24 protein-coding genes are annotated in these 20413 nt (G+C 65.1%); 10 read left to right on the forward strand and 14 right to left on the reverse strand.

Annotation, left to right across the window (positions count from 1 at the left end; all coding sequences use genetic code 11):
• The 4 genes from trmH to gmk are packed head-to-tail and all read right to left on the reverse strand — an operon-like array spanning position 1 to position 3806.
• Positions 1-720, reverse strand: coding sequence for a tRNA (guanosine(18)-2'-O)-methyltransferase TrmH (trmH, locus tag WDB71_RS00300; protein ID WP_341502666.1), 720 nt, complete (start codon positions 718-720; stop codon positions 1-3).
• Entirely contained in the window at positions 717-2825 is a 2109-nt protein-coding gene (spoT, locus tag WDB71_RS00305) for a bifunctional GTP diphosphokinase/guanosine-3',5'-bis pyrophosphate 3'-pyrophosphohydrolase (protein ID WP_341502667.1), read from the reverse strand. The genes trmH and spoT overlap by 4 nt, the downstream gene beginning before the upstream one ends.
• Positions 2826-2848: 23 nt before the next feature.
• Entirely contained in the window at positions 2849-3127 is a 279-nt protein-coding gene (rpoZ, locus tag WDB71_RS00310; RefSeq protein ID WP_341502668.1) for a DNA-directed RNA polymerase subunit omega, read from the reverse strand.
• Positions 3128-3176: 49 nt separating this feature from the next.
• Positions 3177-3806 (reverse strand): guanylate kinase, encoded by a 630-nt coding sequence (gene gmk / locus WDB71_RS00315; RefSeq protein ID WP_341502669.1) that lies wholly within the window; start codon positions 3804-3806, stop codon positions 3177-3179.
• A gap of 124 nt (positions 3807-3930) precedes the next feature.
• Between gmk and WDB71_RS00320 the strand changes: the two genes are divergently transcribed.
• Both WDB71_RS00320 and WDB71_RS00325 read left to right on the forward strand, forming a co-directional pair.
• Positions 3931-6126: a TonB-dependent receptor gene (locus WDB71_RS00320; RefSeq protein WP_341502670.1), complete on the forward strand. Its 2196-nt coding sequence runs from the start codon at positions 3931-3933 to the stop codon at positions 6124-6126.
• Between the two features lie 74 nt (positions 6127-6200).
• Complete coding sequence (locus WDB71_RS00325) at positions 6201-7046, forward strand: transporter substrate-binding domain-containing protein (RefSeq protein ID WP_341502671.1); 846 nt, start codon at positions 6201-6203, stop codon at positions 7044-7046.
• Between the two features lie 23 nt (positions 7047-7069).
• Here the strand turns inward: WDB71_RS00325 and WDB71_RS00330 are convergent, their stop codons facing one another.
• Positions 7070-7978, reverse strand: a complete 909-nt coding sequence (locus WDB71_RS00330; protein WP_341502672.1) for a YicC/YloC family endoribonuclease — start codon at positions 7976-7978, stop codon at positions 7070-7072.
• A 127-nt stretch (positions 7979-8105) separates the two neighbouring features.
• On the opposite strand from WDB71_RS00330, the gene rph reads away from it, so the two are divergent.
• The gene (gene rph, locus WDB71_RS00335; protein WP_341502673.1) at positions 8106-8819 is read left to right on the forward strand and encodes a ribonuclease PH; all 714 of its coding nucleotides are present in this window, start codon (positions 8106-8108) and stop codon (positions 8817-8819) included.
• Between the two features lie 50 nt (positions 8820-8869).
• Positions 8870-9511 (forward strand): orotate phosphoribosyltransferase, encoded by a 642-nt coding sequence (gene pyrE, locus WDB71_RS00340; protein WP_341502674.1) that lies wholly within the window; start codon positions 8870-8872, stop codon positions 9509-9511.
• A gap of 62 nt (positions 9512-9573) precedes the next feature.
• Here pyrE and WDB71_RS00345 read toward each other — a convergent pair whose 3' ends face one another.
• The 4 genes from WDB71_RS00345 to coaBC all read right to left on the reverse strand — a co-directional run bounded on the left by WDB71_RS00345 (position 9574) and on the right by coaBC (position 12302).
• Positions 9574-9930, reverse strand: coding sequence for a DUF5362 domain-containing protein (locus WDB71_RS00345; RefSeq protein WP_341502675.1), 357 nt, complete (start codon positions 9928-9930; stop codon positions 9574-9576).
• 47 nt (positions 9931-9977) lie between these two features.
• Positions 9978-10562 (reverse strand): nucleoid occlusion factor SlmA, encoded by a 585-nt coding sequence (gene slmA / locus WDB71_RS00350; protein ID WP_341502676.1) that lies wholly within the window; start codon positions 10560-10562, stop codon positions 9978-9980.
• A gap of 82 nt (positions 10563-10644) precedes the next feature.
• Positions 10645-11103 (reverse strand): dUTP diphosphatase, encoded by a 459-nt coding sequence (dut, locus tag WDB71_RS00355; protein WP_341502677.1) that lies wholly within the window; start codon positions 11101-11103, stop codon positions 10645-10647.
• Entirely contained in the window at positions 11100-12302 is a 1203-nt protein-coding gene (gene coaBC, locus WDB71_RS00360) for a bifunctional phosphopantothenoylcysteine decarboxylase/phosphopantothenate--cysteine ligase CoaBC (RefSeq protein ID WP_341502678.1), read from the reverse strand. Before coaBC ends, dut begins: the two co-directional genes overlap by 4 nt.
• Positions 12303-12366: 64 nt before the next feature.
• Here coaBC and radC point away from each other — a divergent pair, with 64 nt between their 5' ends.
• The 6 genes from radC to WDB71_RS00390 all read left to right on the forward strand — a co-directional run bounded on the left by radC (position 12367) and on the right by WDB71_RS00390 (position 15966).
• Positions 12367-13041: a DNA repair protein RadC gene (radC, locus tag WDB71_RS00365; protein ID WP_341502679.1), complete on the forward strand. Its 675-nt coding sequence runs from the start codon at positions 12367-12369 to the stop codon at positions 13039-13041.
• Positions 13042-13166: 125 nt separating this feature from the next.
• Positions 13167-13403, forward strand: coding sequence for a 50S ribosomal protein L28 (rpmB, locus tag WDB71_RS00370; RefSeq protein ID WP_341502680.1), 237 nt, complete (start codon positions 13167-13169; stop codon positions 13401-13403).
• 10 nt (positions 13404-13413) lie between these two features.
• Positions 13414-13581 carry a 50S ribosomal protein L33 gene (rpmG, locus tag WDB71_RS00375; protein WP_341502681.1) on the forward strand — a complete coding sequence of 56 codons (168 nt, stop codon included), beginning with the start codon at positions 13414-13416 and terminating at the stop codon, positions 13579-13581.
• 94 nt (positions 13582-13675) lie between these two features.
• Complete coding sequence (locus tag WDB71_RS00380) at positions 13676-14353, forward strand: glutathione S-transferase N-terminal domain-containing protein (protein ID WP_341502682.1); 678 nt, start codon at positions 13676-13678, stop codon at positions 14351-14353.
• A 9-nt stretch (positions 14354-14362) separates the two neighbouring features.
• Positions 14363-15172 carry a bifunctional DNA-formamidopyrimidine glycosylase/DNA-(apurinic or apyrimidinic site) lyase gene (gene mutM / locus WDB71_RS00385; RefSeq protein ID WP_341502683.1) on the forward strand — a complete coding sequence of 270 codons (810 nt, stop codon included), beginning with the start codon at positions 14363-14365 and terminating at the stop codon, positions 15170-15172.
• Positions 15169-15966, forward strand: a complete 798-nt coding sequence (locus tag WDB71_RS00390) for a glycosyltransferase (protein ID WP_341502684.1) — start codon at positions 15169-15171, stop codon at positions 15964-15966. The genes mutM and WDB71_RS00390 overlap by 4 nt, the downstream gene beginning before the upstream one ends.
• Here WDB71_RS00390 and WDB71_RS00395 read toward each other — a convergent pair.
• The 5 genes from WDB71_RS00395 to WDB71_RS00415 are packed head-to-tail and all read right to left on the reverse strand — an operon-like array spanning position 15950 to position 20377.
• Positions 15950-16477 (reverse strand): hypothetical protein, encoded by a 528-nt coding sequence (locus WDB71_RS00395; protein ID WP_341502685.1) that lies wholly within the window; start codon positions 16475-16477, stop codon positions 15950-15952. The two genes, WDB71_RS00390 and WDB71_RS00395, sit on opposite strands and share 17 nt — an antisense overlap.
• A gap of 12 nt (positions 16478-16489) precedes the next feature.
• Positions 16490-17911 (reverse strand): capsule assembly Wzi family protein, encoded by a 1422-nt coding sequence (locus WDB71_RS00400; RefSeq protein WP_341502686.1) that lies wholly within the window; start codon positions 17909-17911, stop codon positions 16490-16492.
• Between the two features lie 14 nt (positions 17912-17925).
• The gene (gene coaD / locus WDB71_RS00405; protein WP_341502687.1) at positions 17926-18405 is read right to left on the reverse strand and encodes a pantetheine-phosphate adenylyltransferase; all 480 of its coding nucleotides are present in this window, start codon (positions 18403-18405) and stop codon (positions 17926-17928) included.
• 24 nt (positions 18406-18429) lie between these two features.
• Positions 18430-19320, reverse strand: coding sequence for a galactosyltransferase-related protein (locus tag WDB71_RS00410; protein ID WP_341502688.1), 891 nt, complete (start codon positions 19318-19320; stop codon positions 18430-18432).
• A 7-nt stretch (positions 19321-19327) separates the two neighbouring features.
• Positions 19328-20377 (reverse strand): glycosyltransferase family 4 protein, encoded by a 1050-nt coding sequence (locus tag WDB71_RS00415; protein ID WP_341502689.1) that lies wholly within the window; start codon positions 20375-20377, stop codon positions 19328-19330.
• Between the last annotated feature and the right edge of the window lie 36 nt (positions 20378-20413).

The following is a 20413-nucleotide window of genomic DNA, read 5'->3' on the forward strand; positions in this document are numbered from 1 at the left end:
CTAGCTTTCCTCGTCGTCCATGTGTTCCCAGGCGCTGCGGGTCATCTGCATCTGCGCCCACCAGTGGTCATCGGCGACGATCTGGCCCTGATCGTCTATCTCAGGATAGGGCATGCCCTTGTGCTTGCAGACCCGGGCGAAGATGGGGTGGCCGCGTTCGAACAGGATGCGCTGGAATTCCGCCCGGGGCAGGCGGCAGCGGTCGTAGAGGCCGGCCTGCTGGCGCTGGCGCTGGGCCTCGTAGAGGATCAGGGCGTTGGCCACCGACACGTTCAGGGACTGCACCATGCCCAGCATGGGGATGATCACATGGTGGTCGGCCAGGGCCAGGGCCTCGTCGCTGATGCCGGTCTTTTCCTGGCCGAGGATGATGGCGGTGGGCTGCGTATAGTCTATCTGCCTGAAATCCACGGCCTTGTCGGACAGGTGGGTGGCCACCACCTGCATGCCCTGGGCCTTGAAGTGGCTCACGGCGTCCTGGATATCGGCTCTCTTGGTGACCTTGACCCAGTTCTGGCTGCCGGCGGCGCGGCCGGCGCCAATCTTCAGGCGCTGGCCGGGCGGGTGTATGGCGTGGATCTCGTGGATGCCCACGGCGTCGGCGGTGCGGATGATGGCCGACAGGTTGTGGGACTTGTGCACCTCTTCCATGCACAGGGTGAGATCGGGCTGGCGGGCCGACAGTACCTGGTTGATACGGTGGAAGCGTTCTGGGGTCATTTACGGAGCCGGATGATCTTGACCACCTCGGGGATGGTGCGGATGCGGCGCATCACGTTGGCCAGGTGCACCCTGTGGTGGACGGTCAGCAGGATGTTGATGGAATAGACCTGGCTGTCCCGCTCCTCGGTGCTGAGGTTCTGGATGTTGGCGCCGGCCTCGGAGATGGCCGAGGTCAGGGTGGCCAGGGCGCCCTGGTGGTTTTCGATGTCGACGCGGATCTCGGACAGGTACTCGCCCTCGGTCTGCTCGGCCCACTGCACCGGGATGTACTTGGCCGGATCGGCCTGGTAGCCGCTGATGTTGCCGCAGGACTCGATGTGCACCACCAGGCCCTTGCCCGGGCTCATGTGGGCCACTATGGGGTCGCCGGGGATGGGGCGGCAGCACTTGGCGTAGCTGACCAGCATGCCCTCGGCGCCCTTGATGGCCATCTTCTTGCCGCTGGCGGCCTTCCTGCTCTCGTCCTCGCTCATGCCCTGCAGGCGGCGGGCGATGACGATGCTCATGGCGTTGCCCAGGCCGATGTCGGCCAGCAGGTGCTCGAAGCTGTCGTGCTGGGTGCTCTGCAACACCTCCTGGACCTGGAGCGGATCCAGCTCGTCCAGGCGCACCCCGCCCAGGGCGTGGGTGAGCAGGCGCCGGCCCAGGGCCACGGCCTGTTCGGACTGCAGGTGCTTGAGGTGGGCACGGATCTTGGAGCGGGCCTTGCCGGTCACCACGAAGTTGAGCCAGGCGGCGTTGGGCCTGGCGCCGGGGCTGGTGATGACCTCCACCGTCTGGCCGTTTTCCAGCGGCATGGACAGCGGATAGGCCTGGCGGTCCACCCGGGCGCCGACGCAGCCGTGGCCGACGGCGGTGTGCACCGCATAGGCGAAGTCCACCGCCGTGGCGCCCACCGGCAGCTCCAGGATGCGGCCCTCGGGGGTGAACACGTAGATCTCGTCCGGGAACAGATCGGTCTTGACGTTCTCGATGAATTCGAAGGAGTTGCCGGCAGATTGCTGCAGTTCCAGCAGGCTTTGCATCCAGCGCCTGGCCCGGACCTGGGCCGTGGTGCCGGAGCTGTCGCTGTCCTGCTTGTACAGCCAGTGGGCCGCCACGCCGCGGTCGGCCATCAGATCCATGTCCTCGGTGCGGATCTGGATCTCGATGGGCACCCCGTGGGGGCCGAACAGGGTGGTGTGCAGCGACTGGTAGCCGTTGGCCTTGGGGATGGCGATATAGTCCTTGAAGCGGCCGGGGCGGGGCTTGTACAGGTTGTGCACGGCGCCCAGGGCCCGGTAGCAGGTGTCCAGATCCCTGACGATGATGCGAAAGGCGATGATGTCCATCACCTCGTGGAACTGCAGTTCCTTGTTGCGCATCTTGTTGTAGATGGAGAACAGGTGCTTCTCCCGGCCCTTGACCCGGCCGGGGATGCCGCTCTCCTCCAGGCGGGCCTGGACGGCCTCGCGGATGTTGTCCACCAGCTGCTTGCGGTTGCCGGTGGCGCGGCCCACGGATTCGCGCAGCACCCGGTTGCGCATGGGATGCAGGGCCTCGAAGCCCAGCTCCTCCAGTTCGTTCTTGATGTTGTGTATGCCCAGCCGGTTGGCGATGGGGGCATAGACCTCCAGGGTTTCCCGGGCGATGCGGCGGCGCTTGTCCGGGCGCAGGGAGCCCAGGGTGCGCATGTTGTGGGTGCGGTCGGCCAGCTTGATCAGGATGACCCTGATGTCCTGGGTCATGGCCAGGATCATCTTGCGGAAGTTCTCGGCCTGGGCCTCTTCCTTGGAGTTGAACTGGATCTTGTCGAGCTTGGACACCCCTTCCACCAGCCCGGCGACCGTGCTGCCGAAGCGCTCGGCCAGGTCGTCCTTGGTGTAGTCGGTGTCTTCGATGACGTCGTGGAGCAGGGCGGCCATCAGCGTCTCGTGGTCGAGACGCATGTCGGCCAGGATGCCGGTGACGGCGACGGGGTGGGTGATGTAAGGCTCGCCGGAGGAGCGCGTCTGCCCTTCGTGGGCATCGCGGGCCAGCACATAGGCCTGCCTGATGAGGTCAACCTGGCTGTCGTCCAGGTAGCTGGTTAGCCGTTCCTTAAGCCCTTCAAACAGATACACGGCCACCCCGTCTTGTTAACAGCTTATTCCTGATGGTTGCCGGCGATGGCGGCAACGGCAGCCAGCTCGGCCGCTTCCTGCTCCTGCTGGGCGCGGGCGTCTTCCTTATCCAGCATCTCGGCGTTGATCAGGCCTTCTTCGATTTCGCGCAGGGCGATAACGGTGGCCTTGTCGTTCTCGGCCTCGACCAGGGGATCTTTGCCCTGGGTGGCGATCTGGCGGGCGCGGCGGGCAGCCAGCAGCACCAGGTCAAAGCGGTTACCAACCTGTTCTACAGCGTCTTCAACGGTTACACGTGCCATGCATGTCTCCCATCAGGCAATCAAGGGATCTAAAAAGTGACCCAATAGTTTACTTGTGCGCCAGCAGTGCGTCCAGCAGTGGTGCATGGGCGTGCTGCTGGCTGTCCAGCGCCAGCCGCGCCGTGGTGACCAGGGCGTGGAACTCGCCAAGGGCGGTGTCGAAGTCGTCGTTGACGATGACGTAGTCGTATTCGTCGTAGTGGGACATCTCCGAAACGGCCTCGTCCATGCGCTTGGCGATGGTATCCAAACTGTCCTGGCCGCGGCCGGTGAGGCGGCGCTCCAGCTCGTTTCGGCTCGGCGGCAGTATGAACAGGCCGATGGCGTGGGGCATCAGTTCGCGGACCTGGCGGGCGCCCTGCCAGTCGATGTCCAGGAAGACGTCTATGCCCCTGGCCAGCTGCTCCTCCACGGCCAGGCGGGAGCTGCCGTAGTAGTTGCCGAACACCTCGGCCCACTCGAAGAAGGCGTCCTGCTCGATCAGCGCCTTGAACTCGTCCACGGACACGAAGTGGTAGTGGACGCCGTCTTCCTCGCCCGGGCGCATGGCACGGGTGGTGTGGGAAACGGACAGGGCCAGGGAGCCGTCCCGGCCGTGGTTGTCGATGAGGGCCTTGATCAGGCTGGATTTGCCGGCGCCGCTGGGGGCCGACACGATAAAGAGGTTGCCACGTCTCATAACAGCGTCAGGGTCTGGATGCGGATGCCCTTATGGTATCACCGCCGCGGCTTTTCGTTGCATTTCTCTTGTTGATATTGATAATGGTTCGCAATTGCAGTTAAGAACCAAACAGGACGTTGTCATGAAATTCGCTCTGGCCCCCCTAGTACTCGCCATGGCCGCCCCGGCCCTGGCCGACGATGTGGCACCGGAAACCATAGTGGTCACCGCCAGCCGCGCTCCCCAGCAGATCAGTGATATCGCCGCCACCGTCTGGGTGGTCAGTGGCGACGAGCTGCGCGCCAAGATAGACACCGGCGCCGACCTCAAGGACGCCCTGGCGCGGCTGATCCCCAGCCTGGATGCGGGCAGCCAGAGCCGCACCAACTTCGCCCAGAACATGCGCGGCCGGGCGGTGCTGGTGATGATCGACGGCGTGTCCCTGAACTCTACCCGCGGCATCAGCCGCCAGTTCGAATCCATCGATCCCTTCAATATCGACCGCATCGAAGTGCTGTCCGGGGCCACCGCCATTTATGGCGGTGGCGCCACCGGCGGCATCATCAACATCATCACCAAAAAGGCCGACGAGACCGGCCTGGCCCTGGAGAGCCAGGTGGCGGTGCAGAGCGGCTTCGAGGATGGCGACGACTATCAGTGGAAGCTGGCCCAGGCCATCAGCGGCGGCAGCGACGACCTCAAGGGCCGGCTGGCCCTGGCCTATGAGAAGACCGGCGGCCTCTACAACGCCGACGGCGAGCTGGTGCTGCCGGACATCACCCAGAACTCCAGCCAGTACAGCCAGGCCCTGGATCTGATGGGCAGCCTGGACTGGCGCCTGGCCGATGACCAGAGCCTGGCCCTGACCGCCCAGTACTACGACAACGAGCAGGACAGCGATGTGGGCGCCTACCTGGGCCCCAACTACGCCGGCCTCTACGACCCCAGCCAGGTGGAGGCCCGCGAGGGCCTGCAGCTGGACAGGCAGCCCGAGACCGAGCGCCATCTGGTCAACCTGACCTACCGCCACCATGACCTGCTGGGCCAGCAGCTGCTGGTGCAGTTGTCCGACCGGGCCGAGGCCATCCGCTTCTTCCCCTTCCCCAGCATCAAGCGCGCCTTCGGCCAGACCCTGCCGCTGATCGGCGCCTCCCAGCAGGACACCGAGGTACAGGCGGCCAAGCTGGTGATGCTGGCCCAGGGCAGCGACTGGCAGCTCAGCTACGGCCTGGATCTGGAGGAGGAGTCCTTCGAGGCCGACCAGCGCCTGTACAGCGCGGCCGCGGCCATGGCCAGCGGCGGCCTGGTTTACGAGCATGAGCGCACCCTGCAGCGCTACCCGGACATCGACAACAGCAGCCAGGCCGGCTTCGTCCAGGGCCAGTGGCAGGCCAGCGACCGCCTGCGCCTCAATGGTGGCCTGCGCTACCAGCGCATCGAGAACCAGGTGGGCGACATAGTGCCGCTGCTGCAGCAGTACCTGGCCGACGCCGGCCTCTATGCCCTGCTCGGCATAGACGCCGAGCCCCAGGCCGTGCCCGGCGGCAAGGCCCACTACGACGTCTGGACCGGCAACCTGGGCGCCCTCTACCGCCTGGACGACGGCCAGCGGCTGTGGGCCAACTTCTCCCAGGGCTTCGAGCTGCCGGATCCGGCCAAGTACTACGGCAACGGCCGCTACGACATGGACGGCGCCGGCCCGACCCTGCTGCAGGGCATCTCTGTGGCCGACAACAGGCTCACCGGCATCAAGACCGACTCCGTCGAGCTGGGCTGGCGCCTGGTGGACGGCGGCCTGGACGCCCAGCTGGCGGCCTACCATTCCCTGTCCGACAAGAGCGTCAGCTATGACCGCAGCAACCTGGCGGTGAAGGTGAACGACGTCGAGACCCGCATCTACGGCCTGGAGGCGAAGCTTGACTACCAGTTCGACGGCGGCCTCTACGGCGGCGCCAACCTGCACCTGCTCAAGAGCGAGAGCAAGGTGGCCGGCCACTGGCAGAAGCTGGGCGCCGACCGGGCCAGCCCCAACAGCGCCACCCTCCATGGCGGCTGGCGCGGCGACGGCAGCTGGGTGGATCTGAACTGGCAGCTGCTGGCCGACTACGACGCCAATGGCCAGAGCCTGGAAGGCTACGACGTGCTCAACCTGGGGGTGGGCTACGAGCTGCCGGTGGGCGAGCTGCGCTTCGGCATCCAGAACCTGCTAAACGAGGACTACGAGACCCTGTGGAGCCAGCGGGCGCAGATCCTCTACGCCAGCCTCTCCAACCCGGCCCTGTTCCGCTATGAAGGCCGGGGACGCAGCTACGCGCTGAGCTACAGCGTCCAGTGGTAAGGAAAGGGGCCGAAAGGCCCCTTTTTCGTTGCCAGCGGCAATACTGAAGGCAGGTGCACCACCAGGGGGAGCCCATGAAAGCCCTGCTTTGGCTGCTGATGCTGTGCAGCGCCCTGGCCCGGGGCCAGGACATCGTCATCTGGAACCAGCTGGCCGAACACCCCAACCCGGCCATAGTGCGGCTGCTGCGCCTGGCCCTGGACAACACCAGCGCCGAGTACGGCGACTACCGCATCCGCCTCTCCGAGCCCATGGAGCAGGGGCGGGTGGTTCACGAGCTGATCAGCGGCGCCAAGGTGCAGGTCGGGGTCTTCGCCCCGGATCCGCAGCGGGTGAAGGAGCTGCTGGCGGTGCCCGTGCCCGTGGCCAAGGGCCTGCTGGGCTGGCGGCTCTGCTTTATCCGCGAGCATGACCAGAAGCGCTTCGACGGCATCCGCTCCCTGGCCGACTGGCGGGCCAGGGGCCTGACCCTGGGCCAGCACCTGCACTGGCCGGACACGGCCATACTCCAGGCCAACGACCTCAAGGTGCTGACCATCACCCGCTACCAGAGCCTGTTCCTGATGTTGCAGGTGGGCCGCTTCGACTGCTTCCCCCGCTCGGCCCTGGAGATCCAGGACGAGGCCAGGCGCCATCCTGAGCTGGCCATAGAGAAGCAGCTGGTGCTGCGTTACCCCCTGACGTTGCTCTACTTCGTCTCGCCCCAATACCCCGAGCTTGCCGAGCGCATCGAAAAGGGCCTGCAAATGGCCAGGGCCAGCGGCGACTTCGACCGCCTCTTCGACCGTTACTTCGGCCCGGCGGCCACCGAACTCAATCTCAAGAACCGAGCGGTGCTAGAGCTGGAAAGCCCAAACCTCACCGAGCTGGAGCAGGACATGCTCAAGGATCCCAGCCTCTGGTACCGGCCCAGGCAATGAAAAAGGCCCCGAGGGGCCTTTGCTTATTCGATATTCTGGATCTGTTCCCGCATCTGCTCGATGAGCACCTTGAGCTCCACGGCGCTCTGGGTGATGTCGGCGTTGATGGACTTGGAGGCCAGGGTGTTCGCCTCGCGGTTGAACTCCTGCATCATGAAGTCCAGGCGGCGGCCGATGGCGCCCCCCTTCTTGAAGACGTTGCGCAGCTCCTTGACGTGGGAGTCCAGGCGGTCCAGCTCTTCGGCCACGTCCAGGCGGGAGGCCAGCAGCACCATTTCCTGCTCCAGGCGCTGGGGATCCAGCTCCACCTGGGCTTCCTCGAAGCGGACGCTGAGCTTTTCGCGCTGCCATTGGATGATCTGCGGCATCTGCTCGCGCACGCGGGCCACCTCGGCGGTTACGCCGTCCAGGCGGGTTTCGATCAGATCCTGGAGGTTCTTGCCTTCGCTGGCGCGGGCGGCAATGAAGTCCTTTAGGGTGGCGTCGAAGGCGGCCAGCAGCTCCTTGGTGATGGCGTCCATGTCGGCCTCGGCCGCTTCCATGACGCCGGGCCAGCGCAGTATGTCCACCGGGTTGAACTGGGCGCCGCCCGGGGTGGTCAGGTCCACATGGCTGCCTTGCTGCTGGGCCTGGGCGTACAGGTCGGCCACCCAGTGGGCCTTGTCGGTGAGCAACCTGGCCAGGTTCTCGTTCAGGCTCAGCTGGTTGGCGTCGGCAGCGGCGGCCTCGAAGCGCAGCTGCACCTCCACTTTGCCCCTGGCCAGCTTGGCGCGGAGTTTTTCACGCAGCACGGGATCCAGGCCCCGGAAGCTTTCCGGCAGGCGCAGGTAGGTTTCCAGGTAACGCTGGTTGACGCTGCGGATCTCCCAGCTGGCGGTGCCCCAGTCGCCTTTCACTTCCTGGCGGGCAAAGGCGGTCATGCTGTGGGTCATGGTGTCTCTCGTGCCGTGAATGGATGTGGCGCCAGTATAGCGGCTGCCACCAAGGCCTGACCACCTTCATCTGGCCGGGCGGATCCCCTATACTTGGCGGCCATCAATCCACGCCACGAGACCCCCTATGCGCCCCAACGGTAGAGCAGTAGGCCAGATCAGGCCCGTCACCATCACCCGCAACTACACCGCCCATGCCGAGGGCTCGGTGCTGGTGGCCTTCGGCAACACCAAGGTGCTGTGCACCGCCTCCGTGGAAGAGGGCGTGCCGCGCTTTCTCAAGGGCAAGGGCCAGGGCTGGATCACCGCCGAGTACGGCATGCTGCCCAGGGCCACCCACACCCGCAACATGCGCGAGGCGGCTAAGGGCAAGCAGTCCGGTCGCACCATGGAGATCCAGCGCCTGATCGGCCGTAGCCTTCGCGCCGCCGTGGATCTCGAGGCCCTGGGCGAATACAGCATCACCATCGACTGCGACGTGCTCCAGGCCGACGGCGGCACCCGCACCGCCGCCATCACCGGTGCCTGCGTGGCCCTGGTGGACGCCCTGGACTGGCTCGGCGAGCAGGGCAAGCTCAAGGTGCGGCCCCTCAAGCACATGATTGCCGCCGTGTCCGTGGGTATCGTCGACGGCCGGGCGGTCTGTGACCTGGAATACGTGGAAGACAGCCAGGCCGAGACCGACATGAACGTGGTGATGACCGACGACGGCCGCCTCATCGAGGTGCAGGGCACCGCCGAGGGCGAGCCCTTCTCGGTGCCGGAATTCAACGCCATGCTGGAGCTGGCCGTGGCCGGCATCCAGGATCTCTGCCAGGCCCAGCGCGAGGCGCTGAGCTGATCGATTTTGAACGCGGCCCGGGGGCCGCGTTTTTGCATGTGGGAGCCAACATGAAAGCCTATCAGAAAGCCTTTATCGAATTTGCCCTGGAGCGCCAGGTGCTGCGCTTTGGCGAGTTCACCCTCAAGTCCGGCCGCACCAGCCCCTATTTCTTCAACGCCGGGCTGTTCAACACCGGCCGTGATCTGGCCCGCCTGGGCCGCTTCTACGCCGACGCCCTGGTGGACGCCGGCATCCAGTACGATGTGCTGTTCGGCCCCGCCTACAAGGGTATCCCCATCGCTACCACCACCGCCGTGGCCCTGGCCGACCACCACGACCAGGACGTGCCCTACTGCTTCAACCGCAAGGAGAAGAAGGACCATGGCGAGGGCGGCAGCCTGGTGGGCAGCGCCCTGGCAGGGCGCATCATGCTGGTGGACGACGTGATCACCGCCGGCACCGCCATCCGTGAATCCATGGAGATCATCAAGGACAACGGCGCCGAGCTGGCCGGGGTGCTGATCGCCCTGGACCGCCAGGAAAAGGGCAAGGGCGAGCTGTCCGCCATCCAGGAAGTGGAGCGCGACTTCGGCTGCCAGGTGGTGTCCATCGTCACCCTGGCCGACCTCATCTCCTATCTGGAAGACCGGCCGGAGATGGCCCAGCACCTGGAGGCGGTGCGCAGCTATCGGGCCCGGTATGGCATCTGAGGCCGTGCTCTCGGCACTAAAAAAGGCGACCCGCGGGTCGCCTTTTTCAATGGCGCATCGCCTTAACCGGCAATGCCGACCAGGGCGGCGGCGCCGCCCAGCAGCATCAGCACCACGTTGAGGATGATGGCGATCAGGGTGAACACGCCCATGATGGTGAAGTAGGTCTTGAGCTTGGCCATGGCCTGGCTGGCCACTTCCGGGGAGCCGTTGTGTTGGGCCGCCTCCAGGGCGCCGGCGGACTGGAACAGCAGTACGCCCATCCAGATCGGCAGCCAGGCGATGACAAGGCCTACTATGGTCAGGCCGGTCAGCACGCCGCCGATGATGGACATCACGCCCAGCAGCTTCATCCAGCCCTTGGCCTGGAACAGGGGGGTGCTGATGTCTTTGACGAGGGTTTGGGTCTGGGTATCCACGTTACTTCTCCTTGTTGAAAATTCGGCATCCTGCCCGGATGTGGTCTTTACAGCAGCTGGCTCTCGATGAGCTGCCACTGGGGCTGGAAGTTGTCGGTGGGCTTGTGCTTGAAGCCGCTGCGCACATACTGGCTGATGCGGCCCTCGCAGTAGGCCAGCAGCAGGTTGGCCAGCACCCCTTCCTCCACCTGGAAGCCCTTGCCTTCGCGCAGGCGGCGTTCGCGCAGGATCTGCTTGAGCTGGGTCTCCAGCTTGGCGAACAGGGTCTCGACCCGCTCCCGCAGCCGCTCCTGCTCGCCCTGGAGGGCGTCGCCGTTGATGATGCGGGTCAGGCCGGGGTTGCGCTCGGCGAACACCAGCAGCAGGTGCAGCAGCATGTGGATGCGGGACAGGGTGTCTTTCTCGTCACGCATGATCAGGTTGATGCGCGACAGCAGGGAATCCTCGATGAAGTCGATCAGGCCTTCGAACATCCGTGCCTTGGACGGGAAGTGCCGGTAGAGGGCGGCCTCGGACACGCCCACTTCGGCGGCCAGCTTGGCGGTGGTGATGCGCTGTCCGGCCTGGGTTTCCAGCATCCGGGCCAGGGCCTGCAAGATCTGTTCACGGCGACTGACTTTGGCGTTGGCCATTGTTGTTATTTTCCCTGCGACTAAAAGAGAGCCCCTGAAGAAGGGGCTATATTAGCGTGCCTTGTTGCGCTGTCAAAGGCGCTTAGTGACGGCCGGAATGACCGAAGCCGCCCTCGCCGCGATCGCTGCTTTCGAAGTCGTCGACGATCTGGAACTGGGCCTGCACCACCGGCATGAACACCAGCTGGGCGATGCGTTCGCCGGGCTGGATGGTGAAGCTGTCGTTGCCGCGGTTCCATACCGACACCATCAGTTGGCCCTGGTAGTCGGAGTCGATCAGGCCCACCAGGTTGCCCAGCACGATGCCGTGCTTATGGCCAAGGCCCGAGCGGGGCAAAATGGTGGCGCACAGGCCGGGATCATTGATGTGGATGGCCAGGCCGGTGGGGATCAGGCTAGTGTCGCCCGGGGCCAGTTCGACGGGGCCGTCGATGACGGCGCGCAGGTCCATGCCGGCGGAGCCGTCGGTGGCATAGGCGGGCAGGGGGAATTCGCTGCCGACACGTTGGTCGAGGATCTTCAGTTCGATGGGGGTCTTCATGCTTTGTCTTCCAAGAGTTGGGCCACCTTGGCCACCAGGGCCTTGGCCAGCTGCCTTTTGCTGGCCTGGCCCAGGGGCCATTGCTGATCCGGGCCGATCAGGGTCAGTTGGTTGTCGTCGCTGTTGAAGCCGAGTTCGCCGCCGACCTGGTTGGCGGCGATCAGATCCAGCTTCTTGCGCTTGAGCTTGTCGCGGGCGTAGGCCAGCACGTCGCGGGTTTCGGCGGCAAAGCCCACCACCAGGGCCGGCCTGTGCCTGCCGGTGGCCACATCCGCAATGATATCCGGGTTCCTGACCAGCTCCACCGTCATGGCGTCCTTGGTCTTCTTTATCTTGTCGTCGGCACTGGCCACAGGCCGGTAGTCGGCCACGGCGGCGCAGCCGATGAAGACATCGGCGGTGGCGGCGGCGGCCAGGGCGGCCTGGTGCATGTCCTGGGCGCTCTCCACGTCGATGCGTTCCACCCCGGCCGGGGTAGCCAGGGCCACGGGGCCGGCGATCAGGGTCACCTGGGCGCCCAGCTCACGGGCGGCGGCGGCCAGGGCGAAGCCCATCTTGCCGGAGCTGTGGTTGGACAGGAAGCGTACCGGATCCAGGGCCTCGCGGGTGGGGCCGGCGGTGATCACCAGGTGGCGGCCGGCCAGCAGCGGCTCCACGAACAGGGCTTCCAGGTGCTCGATCAGCTCCAGGGGTTCCAGCATCCGGCCCGGACCCACGTCGCCACAGGCCTGGGAGCCGGCGCCGGGGCCGAACAGCTGCACGCCGCGGCTGGCCAGGGTCTGCAGGTTGGCCTGGGTGGCGGCGGCCTTGTACATCTGCTGGTTCATGGCCGGGGCCACCGCCAGGGGGGCGGCACTGGCCAGGGCCAGGGTGGTGAGCAGATCGTCGGCCATGCCGGCGGCCAGCTTGGCGATGATGTCGGCGCTGGCCGGGGCCACCAGTATGGCGTCGGCCCACTTGGCCAGCTCGATATGGCCCATGGCGGCTTCGGCGGCCGGATCCAGCAGGCTGTCGCCCACCGGGTTGCCGCTGACCGCCTGCAACGTCAAGGGGGTGATGAACTCCTTGGCGCCCCTGGTCATCACCACGCGCACCTCGGCGCCGCGGTCCTTGAGACGGCGGGTCAGCTCGGCGCATTTGTAGGCGGCGATGCCACCGCTGATCCCGAGCAGGATCTTCTTGTCTTGTAGCTGGCTCATGGCAGGCAGACCTGGCTGAAAGTGGCTATAAGATACCAAATTGGCGGCGATGGGGACCACAGGGATGGGCATCAACCATTGGCCGGAGGCGGAGCGGCCCCGGGAAAAACTGCTGCAGCGCGGTGCCAGCGCCCTGTCCGACGCCGAGCTGCTGGCCATATTCCTGCGCATCGGCCTGCCCGGCAAGGATGCGGTGACCCTGGCCCGGGAGCTGTTGGGTCACTTCGGCGGCCTGCGGCCGTTGACGGAGGCCAGCCGGGAGCGCTTCTGCCGGGGGCCCGGCCTTGGCGACGCCAAGTACGCCCAGCTGCAGGCGGCCCTGGAGCTCAGCCGCCGCACCCTGGGGGAGCGGCTCAGGCGCCAGAGCGCCTTGACCTGCCCGGACGACACCAGGCGTTACCTGCAGGCCCAGTTGGGCAGCCGCCACCGGGAAGTGTTCTGCCTGCTGTTGCTGGACAGCCAGCACAGGGTGATCCGCCTCGACGAACTCTTTACCGGCACCCTGGACGGGGCCGCCGTCTACCCCAGGGAGGTGGTAAGGCGGGTGCTGGAGGCCGGGGCGGCGGCGGTGATCCTGGCCCATAATCATCCCTCTGGGGTGGCCGAGCCCAGCCGCGCCGACCGGCAGCTGACCGAGCGGCTGGCGGCGGCCCTGGCATTGATCGACGTGCCGGTTCTTGACCATTTGGTGGTCGGCGATGGAGAATGCGTTTCCTTTGCCGAGCGCGGATGGCTCTGAATTGCACAATTCACGGCTTTAGCTTGATCTCGGCGGGGGCATGCTGTATAAAATGCGCCCTCTCTACGCCTGGGGCGACGGCCTCTGGTGATACTAGCTCGAGCTGATGTAATTGGAGATTTCAAATGTCCCGAGTATGCCAAGTAACCGGCAAGGGTCCGGTTGTGGGTAACAACGTTTCCCACGCGCACAACAAAACGCGTCGTCGTTTTCTGCCCAACCTGCAATCCCACCGTTTCTGGGTTGCCAGCGAAAACCGCTTCGTAAAACTGCGTGTTTCCACCAAAGGTATGCGCATTATCGACAAGAAGGGTATCGATGCAGTTCTGACTGACATCCGTGCCCGTGGTGAAAAGGTCTAAGGGGTAAACCATGGCTAAAGGCATTCGTGAGAAGATCAAGCTGGTTTCCTCCGCTGGTACCGGTCACTTCTACACCACCGATAAAAACAAGCGCAACATGCCGGAAAAGATGGAAATGAAGAAGTACGATCCGGTTGTACGCAAGCACGTGATGTACAAGGAAGCCAAGATCAAATAAGGTCTGGTTCTCCTCGAAAAAACCCGGCGTCGGCCGGGTTTTTTTATGCCTGTTCGCCGGTTATGCTGGCGCCAGGCAAACAAGGAGTAAGCCCATGCTCACCCTGTTCGAACTGGCCGGCGCCCACCCCCAGCGCCGCTTCAGCCCCTTCTGCTGGCGCAGCCACCTGGCGCTGCTGCACAAGGGCCTCGACTTCCAGGCCCTGCCCTGGCGCTACTGCGACAAGGACGCCATCGCCTTCTCCGGCCAGGGCAAGGTGCCGGTGATCCGTGACGGCGAGACCGTGGTCAGCGACTCCTGGGAAATCGCCCGTTACCTTGAAAGCACCTACCCGGACCCGACACTGTTCCCCCGTGGCGAAGCCGAGGCCAGGGCCTTCACCGATGAGGTGGAGCAGCTGGTGACCCTGTCGATCCGCTGGTTCCTGTTGCCCCATATCCATGGCCACCTGAGCCCGGGCGACCAGGTCTATTTCCGCCGTACCCGCGAGGCCCAGATCGGCCGTCCCCTGGAACAGGCCGACCAGCAAGGGGACTGGGGCCAGTTGCAGCAGAACCTGATCTATTTCGCCGAGCTGCTCGATGACAACGACTGGTTCGGCGGCACCGAGCCCGGTTACGAGGATCTGGCGCTGCTGGGCACCCTGCTGTGGGCGGCGGCCGTCTATCCCCGGGACCCCCTGGCCGAGCAGCCGGTGTTGTCGGCCTGGCGGTCGCGGCTGGTGGCGCGCTTTGGTAAGCTCGCCGGCTTCAAGTTCTGCTATTCACTGTGAGACAGCCCCTTGCCTGAGTTACCGGAAGTCGAAACCACCCGCCGCGGCATCAGCCCCCACCTGTTGGGTCAGCGCATCAAGCGTATCGAGGTGCGCCAGCCTGGCCTGCGCTGGCCAGTGCCGGAGGCCCTGGCGCTGCTGGAGGGCCAGGTCATCGACAGGATCGAGCGCCGGGCCAAGTACCTGCTGCTCGAAACGGCCATGGGCAGCGCCCTGGTGCACCTGGGCATGAGCGGGGCCCTGCGCATCCTCACCCAGGCCCAGGAGCCGGCCAGGCATGACCATGTGGATCTGGTGCTGGAGAGCGGCCTGGTGATGCGCTACACGGATCCGCGCCGCTTCGGCGCCTGGCTCTATGTGCCGCCGGGTGAGCAGCACGAACTGCTGGCCAGGCTGGGGCCGGAGCCGCTCAGCGAGGCCTTCGACGGCCAGCGCCTGTACGGGCTCAGTCGCAACAGACGTATTCCGGTCAAGACCTTCATCATGGACAACGCCGTGGTGGTGGGGGTGGGCAACATCTACGCCAACGAGGCCCTGTACCTGGCCGGCATCGACCCCAGGCGGGCCGCCGGGCAGATCAGTCGGGAGCGCTACGACAGGCTGGCCGAGGCCATCAAGCAGGTGCTGGCCAGGGCCATAGAGCAGGGTGGCACCACCTTGAAGGACTTCACCGCCGCCGACGGCAAGCCCGGCTATTTCGCCCAGCAGCTCAACGTCTACGGCCGCAAGGGCCAGGGCTGCCCCGGCTGTGGCAGCGAGCTCAGGGAAGTGCGGATCGGCGGCCGCAGCACGGTGTTTTGTGTGGAGTGCCAGAAATGACCCTGCCGGTGATCCACATGTTCTGGCATGGCCCGGCCCTGTCGCGGTTGGAACGGCTGTGCATGGCGTCCTTCGTGGCCCAGGGCCATCTCCTGCACCTGCATGTCTACGAGGCCCCTGACGGCGTGCCGGAAGGCGTCCAGCTCAAGGATGCGACTGAGATCCTGCCCAGGGAGGCCATCTTCCGCCATCCCAAGACCGGCTCCATCGCCATGTTCGCCGACTGGTTCCGCTACAAGGTGTTGTTCGAGCAGGGCGGGATCTGGGCCGACACCGATGTGCTATGCCTGCGTCCCCTGGACTACGGTAGCGAGCTGGTGTTCGCCTGGGAAGACCGCAACATCATCAATAATGCCGTCATGGGCCTGCCCAAGGGACATGAGCTGGCACAATGGATGATGGCCTGCTGCGCCGACCCCAACCGCATCCTGCCCTATGACAAGGGCAAGGTACGTTGGCGAAAACGCAAACGCCGCTACCTGCAGGGCAACCGCATCGAGAATATCAAGTGGGGGGAGTATGGCCCCGTGGGCTTTACCCAGGCGGCCAGGCACCTGGGTCACGACCACCAGGCCCTGCCGTTCTGGCATTTCTACCCGGTGCATTACAGCAACTGGCAGGTGATGTTCGATACCAGCACGGCCGGCAACGAGGGCTTTCTGGGCAATGCCAGGGCCGTGCACCTGTGGAACGAGATGATCAGGCGCGACCCCGGCTTCGACAAGGATGGCCGTTTCCCGGCCGATTCGCCTTTCGAGCGGCTGTGGGCGCTTTACTTCAGAAGCGATAGCTGAGGTAGAGGCTGAGGCCCTTGATGTCGTAGAAGCTGTCTGGGCGGCCCCCCTGGGGATCTTCCGGCAGCAACTTGTCGCGGGCCACTTTTTCCCCGTAGCGGAAGTCGGCGCCCAGATCCCAGCCCGGCATGATGTCGCGCCATTGTGCGCCCAGGCCGGCGTAGTAGCCGTAGGCAGGGGTAGCCAGGTCATAGCGGGCCGCGCCGAGGAAGGCGGAGAAGGCCAGCTTGTCGTTGAGCCTGTACCTGTAGTCCAGGGCCCGTACCGCCAGCAGCAACTCGGAGCCCACCTGGTCCAGCTCGACCCGGAAGCCGAAGTCGCTGTTATCCGAGACGGCGCGACGGGCGCCCAGGCCCAGGTGCGGACCCAGCTCCAGATCGGTGTCGAACTCCTCCCGGCCATCGGCAATATTCACCGTGACCTTGCTGGCATTGAGGCCCAGATCCACGAAGAGTTCCGCCTGGGCCGTCGGGGCCAGCAGCAGGGTGGCCATCAAGCATGCTTTTTTCATCTACATCATCCCTTAGAAACGAATAAAGGCGCTGAGGCGGCTGTAGCTTTCTCCAAGCACATCCCGGCCCAGTTGCAACTCACCGCCGACCAGATAGCGCCGCCAGGGCAGGGCATAGCTGACCGAGAGCAGGTGGGCGCGATCGTAATCGACAGTGCCGTAGCTTTCATTGGCCAGGGTCCGGTAGCTGGCCTCCAGCAGGCCTCCGAATTCCGGTTGCCAGCCCAGTCTTACCATATGGCTTTGGCCACCGACGCCGTCGCCTGCGGCGCGCTGATCGCCGCCCCAATGGCCGATGACGTTGCCCTCGTTGGTCAGGCCGTCCAAATAGATGTGATGCACATACCAGGCGTTCTGCCACTCGGAGAACTCGTAGCTGAGGTCGAAATCCTGCCACAGCAGCGGGAAATGGACACCGGCCGACAGCGCGGCGTTGCCGAGGCGGTAGTCGGCTCCCTTGGAGGTGTCTTCGCCGCCGTATTCAAAATAGACCGCAAAGGGGGTCTCGCCCGGGAACAGGAAGCGGCTGGTGATGGAGGCGGCCTGGTTGCCGAATTCTTCGTCCGAGGTCAGGCCGCCGGCCTGGGTGTTGTCGGCGCTGGAGGGGCGGAAGAAGGCGTCGAAGATATCACCCAGGGACTTGCCGCCCCGGCTGCCGCCGCCGAACTGCATCACCCTGTTGACGCCCAGGCTCCAGCCGCTGACGGGCTCGATGGACAGGTGCATGCCGGCCAGGCGAGGCTTGCCGGATGTCAGTCCACCCCGGTGGCGGATGCGGTCCGAGTGGGACATCTCCGCCAGGAAGAATTCGTAGCTGAAGCCCCAGTCGGTGATCGGCGTGTAGTTGGACAGGGTCACGGACGCCATGGTCTGGGCCTGGGTGCTGATCAGCAGGGCGCTGTCGGTCATGGGCGACAGCCAGTGGTCCCGGTAACCGACGTCCAGCTGGGCATACTCGAAGCCCAGGCTCAGCAGGCTGTTGGTGGGAGTGGATTCGTCCTCGTAGGCCAGACCACCGACGGAAACCAGGGCGTAATCGGAGGGCTGCCAGTAGGCGCTGGCCGAGAGGCGGTAGGCGCTGTCTGCCGCCATGCCATGGGCATTGGCCAGGGCCACCTTGTCATCACTGGTCAGGGCCAGCTCGGCGCTGGCGTGGCTGACGCCGGCCTTCTTCATGTAGCGCTTGAGGTAACGCCTGACCTGGCCGCAGGTGACAGGATCCTGCTGGCAGGCCTTGGGCAGGGCGTCCAGCACGGTGGCGGCGGCAATGGGCCGGCGCAGCACCGGCTTGTCGGCCAGGATCAGCACCCGCTCCACCTGGCGCTCGATCTCCGGGGACAGGTTCAGGGGCAGATAGGGGCTGACGCCGCGGGCCTGGCCTTGGCCGGGCAGCAGAACGGCGGCAACGGCCGCCGCCAGGGGCAGGTATTTCATGGCATTCCTTGTCGTTACTTGACCTTGTCTATCAGTGCCTTGGCCACGTCGGGATGGACGAACTGGGACACATCGCCGCCGTGCAGGGCCACCTCCTTGACCAGGGTGGAGGAGATGAAGGAGTTCTCCTCGGCCGGGGTCAGAAAGACGCTTTCCAGATCCGGCTTCAGGCGCCTGTTCATGTTGGCCAGCTGGAACTCGTACTCGAAGTCGGACACGGCGCGTAGGCCGCGGATCAGCACGGTGGCGTTCTGTTGGCTGGCGAAGTCGATCAGCAGGCCGGAGAAGCCGACCACTGCCACATTGTCCAGGTGCGAGACCACCTGCCTGGCCAGGGCTACCCGTTCATCCAGGGAGAACATGGGTTTCTTGGATGGGCTGGCGGCAACGCCGACCGTGACCTGGTGGAACAGGCGTGAGGCCCGTTCGATCAGGTCGGTGTGACCGTTGGTAATGGGGTCGAAGGTTCCCGGATAAATCACCCTGATGGACATGCTGTCGGCTCCTGCTGGCCACCGTCACAGGCGGACGGTGATTTTCTCAAAGCATTCATGCTGTTGGCGGTCAAGGATACTATAGGTAAGGGTGCTCAAACCATCGTCTGCCGGGTTGTCCAGCAGCCGGTAGAGGCGGCTGCGCCTGGCCCTGTTGTGCCTGACGTGCTCGGGCTTGTCCCCCTTGCTGATCCGTACCTGCTGGTGGGGGGGGTTGGGCAGATCGTGGAACTGGCCCTGCTCGTCGAAATGGCAGCAGGCACCGCTGAGCAGCAGTCGGAACAGAAAGTCGTCGTCTTCCTTGCCCCAGCCCCAGTAGTGGTTGGAAAAGCCGTTGGCGGCAAAGGCCTGCTCTCGGGAAAGGCTGATGGCGCCGGAGAAATTGATGCTGCGCAGCCGGTCGCTGGGCCTGTGGGTGGACAGCAGTTGGTTGATCAGCCGCAGCGGCTGGGAGGGGCAGCGGTAGTCGGCCTGCACCGGCACGGCGTCCACGTCATGGAGGCAGTAATAGTCGCTATGCTCTGCGGCGTAATGCATGCCGATATTAAGCAGCTTGCCCCTGTTGAACAGGGCGTTGCCGGCCTGCTCCACCACCAGGATGCGGTAGTCGATGGCCTGCTCGGTCAGTGCCTGGGTGATGGCCGGGATAAAGGCGTTTAGATGCTCATCCCGGTCACGGTAGGGAATGATCACGGTCAGCCGTTTGTCGGACCTGAAGGACAGCGGCGCCTGGCCGGCCTGGGCCTGCAGCAGTCTGCGCACCGGTGCGATCAGCCGGATCTCATTCAGAGGCACCGGCCGGTAGCGTTTGCCCTTGGCCGGCACGGGGCTGTCGGCGGGGGCGGCGGTGCGGCTGGGGAGCAGCCTGTAGAGGTAGCGTTGCCAGAGCGTGGGGGGCTGATAGGAAAAGGTCATCTTGGTATCAATCTTTACTGCGTTTGGCTTCATCGTGAAGGCAATTGCCGTACAGAGCGGTATAGCGCTGCGCGGTCCGCTGTGGGGCAAAGACATCCAGTGTCTGTTTGGCCGCTTCGCTCAATTGCCTGCCCAGCTCCGGGTCGTCAAGCAGTTGGCGCAGGGCCTCGGTGAGGGCAGGCCCGCTGCCGGTTTCCACCAGCAGGCCGTTTTTCCGGTCCTGGATGATGTCGACTATGCCGCCGGCTCGGGAGCCGATCACGGGCACGCCGTGCTGCATGGCCTCCAGTATGGTGGAGCCCAGGCCCTCGCTCAGGGAGGGGAACACCAGCAGATCCAGGGCCGCCAGCCAGTTGCCGATATCCTGCCTGTGGCCAAGGAAATGGACATTGTCCAACCCGGCGGCCTGGGCCTCCAGCTCTTGGCGGTCTGGGCCGTCCCCCAGGAACAGGAAGGCTACCTGGGGATGGCTGTCCTTAAGCTGACGGGCCGCCGCTATGGTCAGGTGGAAGCCCTTGTGGTGCAGCAGCTTGCCGACCTGGCCGACCAGCACCTTGCCGGGGAAGCCCTGCCTGATGGCGTCGACGGCATCGGCATCGGCGGCAAAGCCGGAATAGCTGGAGGGAATGATGGCCGTTTGTGCGTCGGCCACCCGGCTTTTGACCACGGATTCGATGGCGCGGCTCAGGCAGGCCACGGTGGCCGCCCTGCGGTAGGCCAGGGCGGTCAGGTGCCCCTTGCCCAGGGGGTTGTCGACCCGCCTGGTGATGACATAGGGCGTCTTCCTGAGCAGCTGCTCCAGCAGGGCCCAATACACGGCCTTGCCGTCGTGGCAATGGATCAGATCCCAGTCGCCCCCCTGGCCGTGGCCCTTGAGGAAATGGTTCACCTGCCTGGTGGTCACGGGCAGGGAGGCCACCTCGTCAAAGAGACGGCTGCCGGCCTTGGCGATCAGGGTCTGCTTCAGGCCCTGGGCCGCCAGGGAGCGGATCAGGTTGAGGGTCTGGCGCTCGCCACCGGAAAAGCCGCTGGCCAGGTTGACGTGGCAGATGTGCATGTCGAGCTTCTTGTCGGGAAAACGGCTCTAGTCTAC

It is taken from the genome of Gallaecimonas sp. GXIMD4217 (assembly GCF_038087665.1).
Classification (GTDB): Bacteria; Pseudomonadota; Gammaproteobacteria; order Enterobacterales; family Gallaecimonadaceae; genus Gallaecimonas.

Bases quoted from the DNA above. Each gene is read 5' to 3' on its own strand.
- trmH (WP_341502666.1), bottom strand. From the start codon at position 720: ATGACCCCAGAACGCTTCCACCGTATCAACCAGGTACTGTCGGCCCGC.
- rpoZ (WP_341502668.1), bottom strand. From the start codon at position 3,127: ATGGCACGTGTAACCGTTGAAGACGCTGTAGAACAGGTTGGTAACCGC.
- gmk (WP_341502669.1), bottom strand. From the start codon at position 3,806: ATGAGACGTGGCAACCTCTTTATCGTGTCGGCCCCCAGCGGCGCCGGC.
- WDB71_RS00320 (WP_341502670.1), top strand. From the start codon at position 3,931: ATGAAATTCGCTCTGGCCCCCCTAGTACTCGCCATGGCCGCCCCGGCC.
- WDB71_RS00325 (WP_341502671.1), top strand. From the start codon at position 6,201: ATGAAAGCCCTGCTTTGGCTGCTGATGCTGTGCAGCGCCCTGGCCCGG.
- WDB71_RS00330 (WP_341502672.1), bottom strand. From the start codon at position 7,978: ATGACCCACAGCATGACCGCCTTTGCCCGCCAGGAAGTGAAAGGCGAC.
- rph (WP_341502673.1), top strand. From the start codon at position 8,106: ATGCGCCCCAACGGTAGAGCAGTAGGCCAGATCAGGCCCGTCACCATC.
- pyrE (WP_341502674.1), top strand. From the start codon at position 8,870: ATGAAAGCCTATCAGAAAGCCTTTATCGAATTTGCCCTGGAGCGCCAG.
- slmA (WP_341502676.1), bottom strand. From the start codon at position 10,562: ATGGCCAACGCCAAAGTCAGTCGCCGTGAACAGATCTTGCAGGCCCTG.
- dut (WP_341502677.1), bottom strand. From the start codon at position 11,103: ATGAAGACCCCCATCGAACTGAAGATCCTCGACCAACGTGTCGGCAGC.
- coaBC (WP_341502678.1), bottom strand. From the start codon at position 12,302: ATGAGCCAGCTACAAGACAAGAAGATCCTGCTCGGGATCAGCGGTGGC.
- radC (WP_341502679.1), top strand. From the start codon at position 12,367: ATGGGCATCAACCATTGGCCGGAGGCGGAGCGGCCCCGGGAAAAACTG.
- rpmB (WP_341502680.1), top strand. From the start codon at position 13,167: ATGTCCCGAGTATGCCAAGTAACCGGCAAGGGTCCGGTTGTGGGTAAC.
- rpmG (WP_341502681.1), top strand. From the start codon at position 13,414: ATGGCTAAAGGCATTCGTGAGAAGATCAAGCTGGTTTCCTCCGCTGGT.
- WDB71_RS00380 (WP_341502682.1), top strand. From the start codon at position 13,676: ATGCTCACCCTGTTCGAACTGGCCGGCGCCCACCCCCAGCGCCGCTTC.
- WDB71_RS00390 (WP_341502684.1), top strand. From the start codon at position 15,169: ATGACCCTGCCGGTGATCCACATGTTCTGGCATGGCCCGGCCCTGTCG.
- WDB71_RS00395 (WP_341502685.1), bottom strand. From the start codon at position 16,477: ATGAAAAAAGCATGCTTGATGGCCACCCTGCTGCTGGCCCCGACGGCC.
- WDB71_RS00400 (WP_341502686.1), bottom strand. From the start codon at position 17,911: ATGAAATACCTGCCCCTGGCGGCGGCCGTTGCCGCCGTTCTGCTGCCC.
- coaD (WP_341502687.1), bottom strand. From the start codon at position 18,405: ATGTCCATCAGGGTGATTTATCCGGGAACCTTCGACCCCATTACCAAC.
- WDB71_RS00410 (WP_341502688.1), bottom strand. From the start codon at position 19,320: ATGACCTTTTCCTATCAGCCCCCCACGCTCTGGCAACGCTACCTCTAC.
- WDB71_RS00415 (WP_341502689.1), bottom strand. From the start codon at position 20,377: ATGCACATCTGCCACGTCAACCTGGCCAGCGGCTTTTCCGGTGGCGAG.